Below are 12,397 nucleotides of genomic sequence, written 5' to 3'. Positions count from 1 at the left end.
TGATTAATGCGAGCAGTATCCCGGGGCTTTACCTTGATCGAACTCATGATCGTCGTGGCGATTGTCGGTATTCTGGCGGCCGTGGCTTATCCCAGCTATGTCGAATACACGAAACGTAGCCAGCGCTCGGCAATTGCCAGTCTGCTCTCGGAGCAGACCCAGTCACTGGAGCGGTTCTTTTCACGAAATGGCACCTATGCCGGTGCGCAGGGGCTGAGTGGGGGTAATAACTATTACAGGATTGAGCCTGCTCTGACTGCGACAGACTTCACGTTGACCGCTTCGCCTCTCTCCGGCACGCTCATGAGCGGTGATAAATGCGGCAGTTTTGTCATCAAGAACACCGGGGCGCTCAGCAACACAGGTGCTACCAGCGGCGTGACCACTAAAGACTGCTGGGGGCGCTGACCTCTTTTCCTTTACCTAGAGAGCAAAATGCACAAGCAACATGTAGTGATCGTCGGTGGCGGTGTTATCGGGTTGTTGACCGCCTTTAACCTCGCCGCCGAAGTGGCCAGTGTCGTGTTGCTTGATCGCTCCGGTGTCGGTCAGGAGTCCTCATGGGCGGGGGGCGGGATTGTTTCTCCGCTCTATCCGTGGCGCTACAGCCCTGCAGTCACCGCATTGGCGCACTGGTCCCAGGATTTCTATCCGCATCTGGCCGAGCGGCTGTTCGCCCGCACAGGTATTGATCCTGAAGTGCACAGGACCGGTTTGTACTGGCTGGATCTGGACGATGAAAAAGAAGCCCTCGAATGGGCTGTCCGCGAGCAGCGTCCGCTGAGTCGTGTCGATGTGTCGGCTGTTCATGACGCGGTGCCGGTGTTGGGGCAGGGTTACTCACGTGCGATTCATATGGCTGATGTGGCCAATGTGCGTAATCCGCGGCTGGTGAAGTCCCTCAAGGCGGCGCTGCTGGCACTGCCCAATGTCGAGATTCGTGAACAATGCGAGGTGCTGGGCTTCGTGCGCGAGGGCGCCAGAGTTCTGGGTGTCAGCACGACGGCCGGTGACATTCCTGGTAACCGGGTTGTGCTGGCAGCGGGCGCCTGGAGTGGTGAGCTGCTCAAGACCCTCGGCCTGGAGTTGCCGGTCGAGCCGGTCAAGGGTCAGATGATTCTCTACAAGTGCGCGTCTGACTTCCTGTCGAGCATGGTGCTGGCCAAGGGGCGTTACGCGATACCGCGCCGGGATGGGCACATCCTGATTGGCAGTACCCTGGAGCATGAGGGATTCGACAAAACCCCGACCGATGCCGCCCTCGAAAGCCTCAAAGCCTCGGCCACAGAATTGCTTCCCGAGCTGGCAAATGCCGAGCCGGTCGCACAATGGGCCGGATTGCGGCCCGGTTCGCCCGAAGGTATTCCGTTTATCGGCCCGCTGCACGGCTTCGACGGGCTTTGGTTGAACTGCGGGCATTACCGCAACGGCCTGGTACTGGCGCCCGCATCCTGTCAGTTGCTGACGGATCTGCTGCTGGAGCGCGAGCCGATTATCGATCCTGCGCCTTATGCGCCGGAGCATCGCCTTCGCGGTTAGAACCGCCCTTGCGGTGACGCGTTGGGAGCCAATTCATTCGCGAAGAGGTTGGTACATTCGCAGGGAATATAACCTCTGAAATGAAGTCTTCGCGGATGAGTCCGCTCCTATTCGAGTCCGAGTTTCTTCAACCGATAACGCATCGAGCGAAATGAAAGGCTCAAGCGCTGTGCCGCTGCAGTCCGGTTCCAGCGGGTTTCTTCCAGCGCCTGGAGGATCAGCTTGCGTTCGATGCTTTCCAGATAGTCTTCAAGGTTGTCGATGTCGGCCAGATTGGGGCCGTCGTTTTCCTGAGGCGTGCTGGATTCGGCAAGCCGCAGGTCGCTGGCGTGGATTTCGTCGTCTTCGCAGAGGGTATAGGCGCGCTCCAGCATGTTTTCCAGTTCGCGCACATTGCCGGGGAAGCGATAGCCTTTCAGGGTTTCCAGCGCCTGGGGATGAAGACGTGCGGCTGCCTGACCGCAGTTGGCAGCCAGGCGTTGCAGGACATTGCCGACAAGCTGGTCGATATCTTCGCGTCGTTCGCGCAACGGCGGGACCCGTAACTCGATGACATTGAGACGGTAATAGAGGTCCTGGCGAAAGCGCCCGGCAGCCACTTCGACGCTCAAGTCCTTGTGCGTGGCGCATAGAATGCGTACATCCACGACCTGCTCCTGTTGCCCGCCAACGCTGCGTATCGATTTTTCCTGGATGGCGCGCAGCAGTTTTACCTGCATGGCCAGCGGCAGGTCAGCGACTTCATCAAGAAACAGCGTGCCGTTATTGGCGGCCTGAAACAGGCCGGGCTTGTCTTCGTGAGCGCCGGTGAAACTGCCTTTGCGATGCCCGAAGAACTCGCTTTCCATCAACTCGGATGGAATCGCACCGCAATTGACCGGCACGAAGGGTTTGTCGATACGCGGACCCTGTTCGTGGATCAGGCGCGCTACCAGTTCCTTGCCGCTCCCCGACTCGCCGCTGATATAGATCGGCGCCTGGCTGCGCGCCAGTTTGTCGATTTGCTTGCGCAGGGCGCGCATCGGCGGCGAGTTGCCCAGCAAGCGGCTGTCGATGCTGCGTTCGGTCTGCGCGGCGGGGTGCAGGCGCAATGCGCTGTTGACCAGTTCGCGCAGTCTGTTCAGGTCCACCGGCTTGGTCAGGAAGTCGAACGCACCGGCCTTGAGTGCATGAATGGCCATATCCAGACTGCCATGGGCGGTGATCATCGCCACAGGCGTCTGGGGGTAAGCCTGCTGAATGTGTTGCACCAGTTCCAGGCCATTGCCGTCAGGCAGGCGCATATCGGTCAGGCACATGTCGAAAGGTTCGCGGGCCAGCCAGTCACGTGCCTCGCTCACATTACGAGCACTGCGGGTATCGAGTTTCATGCGGCCGAGCGTGATCTCCAGGAGTTCACGAATGTCCGGCTCATCGTCGACTATCAGGATCTTTTGCCGTGGAGTCATGCTCAGCTCAACTTGAACGGGTGGGCGAAAGTGATACGCAGGCAGCTACCGCCTTCACGGCGAAGGCTGTAATCCAGATGCGCCTGATTGCTTTCGCACAGTTCGCGGGAAAGGTAGAGGCCAAGGCCAGTGCCTTTGCTTTCGGTAGTGAAAAACGGCTCGAAGAGTTTGCCCAGATGCTGTTCGGCTACGCCCGGTCCATCATCCAGCACTTCCAGGGTTGGCAGGTCGTTTTCCGGGTTATGGAACAGTTTCAGCCAGACCTGGGCCGTTTCATGTTGCTTGCCGCTGTAGCGCAAGCCGTTGTGCAGCAGATTGGTCAGCACTTGATGCAGTTGCTCCGGGTCCATGCGCGTGGTGAGCATGCCCTGGCCAATCTCGGTATGGGCCAACTGGCGGGCAGGTGCAGAGCTGCGAAAATCTGCGACGAAATTCTCCAGCCAGATCCGCAGATCAAGCAGCTCGGCTTCGGTTTCGCGGCGCCTGGACAGTTGCAGGACGTTTTCGATGACCGCATTGATGCGCCGTGACTGATCGTGAATGATCTGCCCAAGCCGCCGATCCGGTGCTGACAGTTCTTCCGACTCGTTGAGCAATTGCGCGGCGTGGCTGACGGCGCCCAGCGGGTTGCGAATTTCATGGGCGATGCCGGCGGTCAGGCGGCCCAGCGCGGCGAGTTTGAGCTGTTGGGCCTGATGGGCGATCTGTGAGAGGTCTTCGAGGAAAATCAGGGTCTGGCGCTGGTCGCCGCGATTGAGTGCGGCAAAGCTCGGTTGCAGGATCGGACCAATGCTTGAGGTCGAGATGCTGCGCGGGGCCATGATCGGATTGATCAGCCATTGCCGCAGGCGATCCACCAGTTGTGGCGAGTATTGATCGATGACCTGCCCCACCAGTTGTTCGTGTCCCAGCAAACTCAATGCGCCCTGATTGGCCAGCAGAACCTGGCGACGCGAGTCGAGTACCAGGATGCCGGTGCGCATGCGTTGCAGGATCAGGGCATTGAGTTCTTCGAGCTGGTCGACATCGGCAGCCCGCTGTTCGGCCAGCACTTCGCTCACATGCATGCGCGCGGTCAGTGCCTGTACCAGCATGGCGGCGGCAAAGCACAGCGCCCCCAGTGTACTGGCCTGGAGATAGTCGTTTGAAGCCAGCGGGCTGATGAAGCTGATGTAGAACGTCAGGTAAATGATGCCGATGGCCGAAACGGCGGCGATCAGCAGGCCAAGTCGACCACGCAACAGGACGTTGCTGATGGCGACGGAAGCAATCAGCAGGTTGCCGATGCCGCTGGAGGTGCCGCCCGCGGCATAGAACAGCCCTGAGAGCATCACCGCATCGGTTATCGCCAGGCTGAAGAGCTGGACTTTATGGCGAGGGCGCTCAAGCAGCACGGCAACCAGAATATTGAACACCAGATACAGCCAGCAGCCAGCCCGAAACAGATCCAGGTTGGCCAGTTGCAGCAGTTCGGTGTCCAGATCGCTGGAAACCAGCAGCACCAGCACGATGCCAATGGTCAGTCGATACAGGTGATAGAGCCGCAGGATCCGTTGCGCTTGGGGGCTGCCGAGCGACAGCGTTTCAGCGGTCACGAGTCGCTGGGCCTTCTAGCCTGTGCGCTTCGCTGCAATACCATTGTTGTTCCTGGCTCAATGCACGGTCACGAGGAAGATGAACGCCACAATGGGCGCAACGTACCATCGGAGAAGCCTCGACTTCCGGTGGCTCGGCGCGTTTTCGTGGGGCAGGCGGGTTGAGCAGGCGCTTGATGAACCACACCGCTGCCGCGATCAATGCGAGCCACATAATTAAGCGAATCATGACTACCAGCTTGGTGATTGAAGAGTCAGCAGTGTAGCCAAGGAGAAGGCGGGCGGACAGAGGGGAATGAGTCGTGGCATATCGGTGTGCAGGAGCGAATTCANNNGCGAATGAATTCGCTCCTGGGGTATGGCGCTGGTCTTAGTCGAACATGCCAAAGGTCATGTAGCTGAACCAGGAACGGCTCTTGTTGCCCTTGGCTTCTTCAGCTTCCCTGGCCTGTTCGTCCAGTTCCGCCTGGTTTTCCGGCAGCAACTCTTTCGGAATGGCGTCCTTGGCATCCTGGTACTGTTTCTGGATGTCCTGGTTGGCGCGGGTTTCGCCCGGTGGCAGTGGGGCGCTGCCGTTGATCAGGCCCAGCGTCGCTTTGGACAGCCACGAACGGTTGTCGGCTTCGGCCTGACGCGGGGTGAACTGACCGTCAGCCAGTTGCGGGTGGTTCGGGTAGTTGGTCTTCAGGACTTCGAGGCTGGTCGCTGCCAGTTCGTCGAGGTGCAGACGCTGATAGGACTCGACCATTACCGCAAGGCCGTCACCGACCGAAGGCGTTTCCTGGAAGTTTTCCACCACGTAGCGGCCACGGTTGGCGGCGGCGACATAGGCCTGACGGGTCAGGTAGTAGTCGGCTACGTGAATCTCGTACGCGGCCAGCAGGTTGCGCAGGTAAATCATGCGCTGCTTGGCGTCCGGCGAATAACGGCTGTTCGGGTAGCGGCTGGTCAGCTGGGCGAACTCGTTGAACGAGTCACGCGCTGCGCCAGGGTCACGCTTGGTCTGGTCCAGCGGCAGGAAACGCGCCAGCAGGCCGACGTCCTGGTCGAAGGAGGTCAGGCCTTTCATGTAGTAGGCGTAATCGACGTTCGGATGCTGCGGGTGCAGGCGAATGAAACGCTCGGCTGCGGATTTGGCAGCTTCGGGCTCACTGTTCTTGTAGTTCGAGTAGATGAGTTCGAGTTGTGCCTGATCGGCATAGCGCCCGAACGGGTAGCGTGACTCCAGCGCCTTGAGCTTCTCGGTGGCGCTGTTGTAGCTATTGTTGTCCAGGTCGGCCTGCGCCTGCTGGTACAGCTCGACTTCACTGAGGTTCTCGTCGATGACTTCCTTCGACGAACAGGCCGCAGTCAGTGCGAGGATGGCGATCAGCAGCAGGTGTTTCACTTGCATGGCGGCTTGCGTCCCTATAACGGCCTGCTGTCTTGGGCGTGGCCGTCCTGTTATGATGAACGCCCCGCAAGACCCGCGGGGCAAAAGACGCCGTATTTAACCACAAGCGCGCTGCCGAAACCAAAGGCTAGCCGCGCCTTCTAGTCTGGCCATGTCCGAAAATATAGAACTTCGCGCAGAGGTGCCGTCCGAATTGGGCGGTCAACGCCTCGATCAAGTCGCCGCACAATTATTCTCCGAGCACTCGCGCTCGCGCCTTTCCGCCTGGATCAAGGACGGCCGCCTGACTGTGGACGGCGGTGTCCTGCGCCCGCGCGACATCGTGCACGGCGGTTCGGTCCTGCAACTGATTGCCGAGCAGGAGGCGCAGGGTGAGTGGGTTGCCCAGGATATCGAACTGGATATCGTCTACGAAGACGACCAGATCCTGGTGATCAACAAGCCTTCAGGCCTTGTGGTGCATCCCGCCGCAGGTCATGCCGACGGCACCTTGCTCAATGCCCTGTTGCACCATGTCCCGGACATCATCAACGTGCCGCGCGCCGGTATCGTGCATCGTCTGGACAAGGACACAACGGGCCTGATGGTGGTCGCCAAGACCATCCAGGCGCAGACCCAGCTGGTGACGCAACTGCAGAACCGCAGTGTCAGCCGCATCTATGAATGCATCGTCATCGGTGTCGTCACCGCTGGCGGCAAGATCGATGCGCCGATCGGTCGTCACGGCCAGCAGCGGCAACGCATGGCAGTGATGGAAGGCGGCAAGCAGGCGGTCAGTCATTACCGGGTGCTCGAACGCTTCCGCTCGCACACACATGTGCGGGTCAAGCTGGAAACCGGCCGTACGCACCAGATCCGCGTACACATGGCGCACATCAACTATCCGCTGGTCGGCGATCCGGCCTACGGTGGTCGCTTCCGCATTCCGCCAGCAGCCAGCCAGACCATGGTCGAATCGCTGAAGACCTTTCCGCGTCAGGCCCTGCATGCGCGTTTCCTGGAGCTGGATCATCCGCTCACCGGCAAGCGCATGAGCTGGGAGTCGCCGTTGCCTGACGATTTCGTCTGGCTGCTGTCGTTGCTCAAGCAGGACCGTGAGGCCTTCATCGGGTGAGTGACTGGCTGATTCCAGACTGGCCTGCGCCTGCGCAGGTCAGGTCCTGTATCACCACCCGCTCGGGCGGAGTCAGCCAGGCTCCGTTCGACAGCTTCAATCTGGGCGATCACGTCGGTGACAATCCGCAAGCGGTCGCCAGCAATCGTCAGCATCTGTCCTCGCAACTGGGTGTGCAGTCGGCCTGGTTACGCCAGGTACACGGCGTTGTGGTGGCCCACGCTGATCCTGGCGCGACTGTCGAAGCCGACGCAAGCTGGACCGGTACACCGGGCGTGGCTTGCACCATCATGACCGCCGATTGCCTGCCGGCTCTGTACTGTAATCGCGCCGGCACACGTGTCGCCGCCGCACATGCGGGCTGGCGCGGGCTTGCGGCGGGCGTGCTGGAAGCGACGGCCAGCAGTCTACAGGTTGCTCCCGAGGAAATCCTGGTCTGGCTCGGCCCCGCGATTGGCCAGGCTTCTTTCGAGGTCGGCCCGGAGGTTCGCGAAACCTTCATGGCGACTCATCCGCAAACGGCCGAGGCCTTTATTCCCAGCGCCAATGCCGGGCGCTTCATGGCCGATATCTACTGCCTTGCGCGTTTGCGACTGGCCGCCTATGGTGTTTCATCAGTCTATGGTGGCGGGTTTGATACGTTCACTGACCCACGTTTCTTTTCCTACCGCCGTAGCGCCAGCACTGGGCGTTTTGCCTCGCTGATCTGGATGGATCACGCCTGATCTCGCGCTATCCAGTGCTCAGCTTCAGCGCCAGGCTGACAGGCATCAATCAAGTCGAGCTTGAAACCCGCAGAATCGTCCGCATCTAACTGACTATCCAGCAGGTTTTCGTTATAGGTGTGTTCATTGCTCCGGCCTGCTTTGAAGGAAGGTGACTAATGCGTATCGATAGATTGACCAGCAAGTTGCAATTGGCTTTATCAGACTCCCAGTCGCTGGCTGTCGGGATGGATCATCCCGCCATTGAGCCCGCGCACTTGATGCAGGCCTTGCTCGAACAGCAAGGCGGCTCCATCAAGCCTTTATTGCTGCAGGTCGGCTTTGACATCAGCAGCCTGCGCAAAGAGTTGAGCAAAGAGCTCGACCATCTGCCGAAAATCCAGAACCCTACCGGCGACGTCAACATGTCCCAGGATCTGGCGCGTCTGCTCAATCAGGCGGATCGTCTGGCCCAGCAGAAAGGTGACCAGTTCATTTCCAGTGAGCTGGTGCTGCTTGCCGCCATGGACGAGAACAGCAAGCTTGGCAAGTTGCTGCTTGGCCAGGGCGTGAGCAAGAAAGCGCTTGAGAATGCCATCAATAACCTGCGTGGCGGCGGTGCGGTCAATGACCCGAACGTCGAAGAGTCGCGTCAGGCTCTGGACAAGTACACCGTCGACCTGACCAAGCGTGCCGAAGAAGGCAAGCTGGATCCGGTAATCGGTCGCGACGATGAAATTCGCCGGACCATTCAGGTCCTGCAGCGGCGGACCAAGAACAACCCGGTACTGATCGGTGAGCCTGGCGTAGGCAAGACCGCCATCGCCGAAGGGCTGGCGCAGCGCATCATCAATGGCGAGGTTCCCGACGGCCTCAAAGGCAAGCGCCTGCTATCGCTGGACATGGGCGCACTGATTGCCGGTGCCAAATATCGCGGCGAGTTCGAGGAGCGCCTGAAGTCGCTGCTCAACGAACTGAGTAAACAGGAAGGCCAGATCATCCTGTTCATCGATGAGCTGCACACCATGGTCGGCGCCGGCAAAGGCGAAGGCTCGATGGATGCGGGCAATATGCTCAAGCCGGCCCTGGCGCGTGGCGAGCTGCATTGCGTGGGTGCGACCACCCTCAACGAATATCGCCAATATATAGAGAAGGACGCCGCGCTGGAGCGCCGCTTCCAGAAAGTGCTGGTGGAAGAACCGAGCGAGGAAGACACGATCGCCATCCTGCGGGGCCTCAAGGAGCGCTACGAGGTTCACCACAAGGTGGGGATTACGGACGGTGCGATCATTGCGGCTGCCAAATTGAGCCATCGCTACATTACCGATCGCCAGTTGCCGGACAAGGCCATTGACCTGATCGACGAAGCCGCCAGCCGCATCCGCATGGAAATCGACTCCAAGCCCGAAGTGCTGGATCGTCTTGAGCGTCGCCTGATTCAATTGAAAGTCGAATCCCAGGCCCTCAAGAAAGAGAAGGACGAGGCCGCGATCAAGCGTCTGGAAAAGCTGCAGTTCGATATCGAGCGGATGGAGCGTGAGTACGCTGACCTTGAAGAGATCTGGGCTTCGGAAAAGGCTGAAGTCACCGGCTCGGCACAGATCCAGCAGAAAATCGAGCAGTCACGTCAGGAGCTTGAAGCGGCAAGGCGTCGCGGCGATTTGAACCGCATGGCTGAATTGCAGTACGGGATCATTCCCGACCTGGAACGCAGCCTGCAGATGGTCGATCAGCACGGCAAGCCTGAAAACCAGTTGCTGCGCAGCCGAGTGACCGAGGAAGAGATTGCCGAGGTTGTCTCCAAGTGGACGGGCATCCCGGTTTCCAAGATGCTTGAGGGCGAGCGTGAAAAGCTGCTGAAAATGGAAAGCCTGCTGCATCAGCGCGTGATAGGGCAGAGCGAGGCAGTGGTTGCGGTTGCCAACGCCGTGCGTCGTTCGCGTGCCGGTTTGTCCGATCCGAACCGGCCGAGCGGTTCATTCATGTTTCTTGGCCCGACCGGTGTCGGCAAGACCGAGTTGTGCAAGGCGCTGGCCGAGTTCCTGTTCGATACCGAAGAGGCCATGGTGCGGATCGATATGTCCGAGTTCATGGAGAAACACTCTGTGGCTCGCCTGATCGGCGCGCCGCCTGGCTATGTCGGCTATGAAGAGGGCGGATACCTGACCGAGGCTGTGCGTCGCAAGCCTTACTCGGTGATCCTGCTCGATGAGGTCGAGAAAGCGCACACCGATGTTTTCAACATCCTGCTGCAAGTGCTGGAAGACGGACGCCTGACCGACAGTCATGGCCGCACGGTGGATTTCCGTAATACCGTGATCGTCATGACGTCCAACCTCGGATCTGCGCAGATCCAGGAACTGGTGGGTGACCGTGAGGCACAACGCGCTGCGGTCATGGATGCGGTCAGCACGCACTTCCGGCCGGAATTCATCAACCGGATCGATGAGGTGGTGATCTTCGAGCCGCTGGCGCGGGATCAGATCGCGGGCATTACCGAAATTCAGCTGGGTCGCCTGCGCAATCGCCTTACCGAGCGCGAGCTGTCACTGACGCTGAGTCCGGAAGCCCTCGACAAGCTGATCGCCATTGGCTATGACCCGGTGTATGGCGCACGGCCTCTCAAGCGTGCGATCCAGCGCTGGATCGAAAACCCGTTGGCCCAACTGATCCTGTCGGGCAGCTTTGTGCCGGGCTCCAGCATTACCGGCAAGGTGGTGGATGGCGAGATCGTGTTTGGCTGATCGCTTCTATATATAGCTGAACGGAAGGGCTCTCCTGGCGAGGGCCCTTTTTTATGGGTCGGGAAATCGGGTTTGCCGGAGGCTGACAGGCGATCTGAAAAAAAATCGCAAATCATTGTCTTAAAAGCAATTTAGAGGGTTGACAGGTGTTTTTGAAAATGTAGAATAGCGCGCCTCAGAGACGTGAACGCAACGTTGCAAACGAAGCGTAAAGGTCGAAGAGGTTGAATTAACGAGTTAACAGCGAGTTGATTCAATGCAGTAAATTGAATCTGAAGTCAAAGTTCCGCGATAGCTCAGTTGGTAGAGCAAGTGACTGTTAATCACTGGGTCCCTGGTTCGAGTCCAGGTCGTGGAGCCAGATTTCGATAGATTCAATGCAGTTTCAGTCGGGGTATAGCGCAGTCCGGTAGCGCGCCTGCTTTGGGAGCAGGATGTCAGGAGTTCGAATCCCCTTACCCCGACCATATTTGGGTCGTTAGCTCAGTTGGTAGAGCAGTTGGCTTTTAACCAATTGGTCGTAGGTTCGAATCCCACACGACCCACCATTTTTGGCTTCAAGGGTAACCTTGGAGCCGAATCTTAAAGATCTGATGCCATTCGCATCATTTCGCAGGCAGCTTGTTGAGGTGTCTTGATTTCAACGGGGTATAGCGCAGTCCGGTAGCGCGCCTGCTTTGGGAGCAGGATGTCAGGAGTTCGAATCCCCTTACCCCGACCATATATCAGTACAAGAGTAGTGCTTATATCGCTACTTTTGATACGAACGAAAGATGCCTGGATTTAGCTTTTGCTAAAACCGGGCATTTTTCTTTTGTGCGTGATAAAAATCACAGTGTTAGCAAGGAAGCATTGCCATCGTTTAACAAGAACGGGGCTACTCCATCTCCAGGTAAGGAATATCCATGAGCACCAGCTTACTCAAACGCCCCGAGTTTTTTGCACTGATTGCCGCGGTTCTGAATGGCAGTATCGGTGTTTTTACCCGCATGGGTTTTGCACACGGGGCGACCTCCAATCAGATTGCCTTCTGGAAGTGCTTTGGAGCCTTTCTGGTTATTGCGCTTTATTGCGCCATCAGTCAGGAGCGCAGGCGGGAAACCGTGGCGCTGGCCAGCAAATGGCCTCAATTCGCCGTGCTCGCCTTTCTGGGAATATTCTGCCTCTACTTTTTTGAAACCTGGGCTTTTGAAGAGGCTTCCATACCGTTGGTGGCATTCCTGCTTTATGCCGCTGGCGGCATGACCATAATCCTGTCAGCCCTGTTTCTGGGGGAGCGAATCGGTCTGAACAAGATTGTCGCTTTTGGAGCCATTCTGGCGGGTGTCTACCTGATTCTGAGCTACGAAGGCGAGATCAGCGGCAGCTATCTGGGTATCACCCTGGCGCTGCTGGGGGGCTTGGGTTATGCCTTGTTCATCTTCACCTCCAAGCTGATGAACATTGGAAGTGGCTTGCCGCAACTGGCCTGGCTTTTTGGTTTCGGCAGCCTGTATCTGCTGGTGCCTTTACTGAAAGAAGGTTTTTCACTTCCGAGCGGCATTGCTCTTCTGGCCATCGCCGCCTTGATTTTGCTGCCCACTATTGGCGGCTTCTATTGCACGACCAAGGCCGTAGATGAAGGGGAGGCGAGCAAGGTGCAGATCATTGAAACCAGCGATCCGTTGTTCGCCACGCTGTTTGCGTTCTGTTTCTTTGGTGAAATGCTGGGAATTGCGGGGACCTTTGGAGGACTTTGCATCATCGCGGGCTTGCTCTTTGCGATGAAGAAAGATGCCGCGCCTGCGCTAGTCGAGGTGAAGTCCTAGCGTGGTTTTTTTTCGCGGATGAATCCGCTCCGCTTTGTGCAGGAGCGAATTC

The 12,397-nt window shown here is 58.4% G+C and carries 10 protein-coding genes and 4 tRNA genes; 10 read left to right on the top strand and 4 right to left on the bottom strand.

The features are described 5' to 3' along the window. The first annotated feature begins 6 nt into the window (after positions 1-6). Positions 7-408: a type IV pilin protein gene (locus ALQ04_RS23295; RefSeq protein ID WP_122318075.1), complete on the top strand. Its 402-nt coding sequence runs from the start codon at positions 7-9 to the stop codon at positions 406-408. 27 nt (positions 409-435) lie between these two features. Next, positions 436-1,539, top strand: coding sequence for a glycine oxidase ThiO (gene thiO / locus ALQ04_RS23290; protein ID WP_122318074.1), 1,104 nt, complete (start codon positions 436-438; stop codon positions 1,537-1,539). Positions 1,540-1,646: 107 nt separating this feature from the next. Here the strand turns inward: thiO and ALQ04_RS23285 are convergent, their stop codons facing one another. The 4 genes from ALQ04_RS23285 to ALQ04_RS23270 all read right to left on the bottom strand — a co-directional run bounded on the left by ALQ04_RS23285 (position 1,647) and on the right by ALQ04_RS23270 (position 5,975). Next, positions 1,647-2,987 (bottom strand): sigma-54 dependent transcriptional regulator, encoded by a 1,341-nt coding sequence (locus ALQ04_RS23285; RefSeq protein ID WP_122318073.1) that lies wholly within the window; start codon positions 2,985-2,987, stop codon positions 1,647-1,649. 2 nt (positions 2,988-2,989) lie between these two features. Next, positions 2,990-4,582 carry a PAS domain-containing sensor histidine kinase gene (locus tag ALQ04_RS23280; protein ID WP_122318072.1) on the bottom strand — a complete coding sequence of 531 codons (1,593 nt, stop codon included), beginning with the start codon at positions 4,580-4,582 and terminating at the stop codon, positions 2,990-2,992. Continuing rightward, on the bottom strand, positions 4,572-4,811 hold the full coding sequence (locus ALQ04_RS23275; protein ID WP_122318071.1) for a PP0621 family protein: 240 nt from the start codon (positions 4,809-4,811) through the stop codon (positions 4,572-4,574). The genes ALQ04_RS23280 and ALQ04_RS23275 overlap by 11 nt, the downstream gene beginning before the upstream one ends. 141 nt (positions 4,812-4,952) lie before the next feature. Continuing rightward, complete coding sequence (locus tag ALQ04_RS23270; protein ID WP_122318070.1) at positions 4,953-5,975, bottom strand: outer membrane protein assembly factor BamD; 1,023 nt, start codon at positions 5,973-5,975, stop codon at positions 4,953-4,955. Between the two features lie 151 nt (positions 5,976-6,126). On the opposite strand from ALQ04_RS23270, the gene rluD reads away from it, so the two are divergent. From rluD to ALQ04_RS23230, 8 genes are all read left to right on the top strand, one after another. Further along, positions 6,127-7,089, top strand: a complete 963-nt coding sequence (rluD, locus tag ALQ04_RS23265; RefSeq protein ID WP_122318069.1) for a 23S rRNA pseudouridine(1911/1915/1917) synthase RluD — start codon at positions 6,127-6,129, stop codon at positions 7,087-7,089. Further along, the gene (gene pgeF / locus ALQ04_RS23260) at positions 7,086-7,814 is read left to right on the top strand and encodes a peptidoglycan editing factor PgeF (protein ID WP_122318068.1); all 729 of its coding nucleotides are present in this window, start codon (positions 7,086-7,088) and stop codon (positions 7,812-7,814) included. The genes rluD and pgeF overlap by 4 nt, the downstream gene beginning before the upstream one ends. Positions 7,815-7,972: 158 nt before the next feature. Next, on the top strand, positions 7,973-10,537 hold the full coding sequence (clpB, locus tag ALQ04_RS23255; protein WP_122318067.1) for an ATP-dependent chaperone ClpB: 2,565 nt from the start codon (positions 7,973-7,975) through the stop codon (positions 10,535-10,537). Between the two features lie 285 nt (positions 10,538-10,822). Beyond that, positions 10,823-10,898 (top strand) — tRNA-Asn (locus ALQ04_RS23250). Positions 10,899-10,927: 29 nt separating this feature from the next. Further along, positions 10,928-11,004 (top strand) — tRNA-Pro (locus ALQ04_RS23245). 5 nt (positions 11,005-11,009) lie between these two features. Continuing rightward, a tRNA-Lys gene (locus ALQ04_RS23240) sits at positions 11,010-11,085 on the top strand. A 96-nt stretch (positions 11,086-11,181) separates the two neighbouring features. Beyond that, positions 11,182-11,258, top strand: a tRNA-Pro gene (locus ALQ04_RS23235). Between the two features lie 184 nt (positions 11,259-11,442). Beyond that, complete coding sequence (locus ALQ04_RS23230) at positions 11,443-12,345, top strand: DMT family transporter (RefSeq protein ID WP_122318066.1); 903 nt, start codon at positions 11,443-11,445, stop codon at positions 12,343-12,345. Positions 12,346-12,397 lie beyond the last annotated feature (52 nt).

Origin of the sequence: Pseudomonas cichorii, assembly GCF_003700275.1 — a bacterium.
In the GTDB taxonomy this organism is placed as follows: domain Bacteria; phylum Pseudomonadota; class Gammaproteobacteria; order Pseudomonadales; family Pseudomonadaceae; genus Aquipseudomonas; species Aquipseudomonas cichorii_B.
Note: the sequence above shows the minus strand (reverse complement) of the source record. Positions and strands in the feature narration are given on the sequence as shown.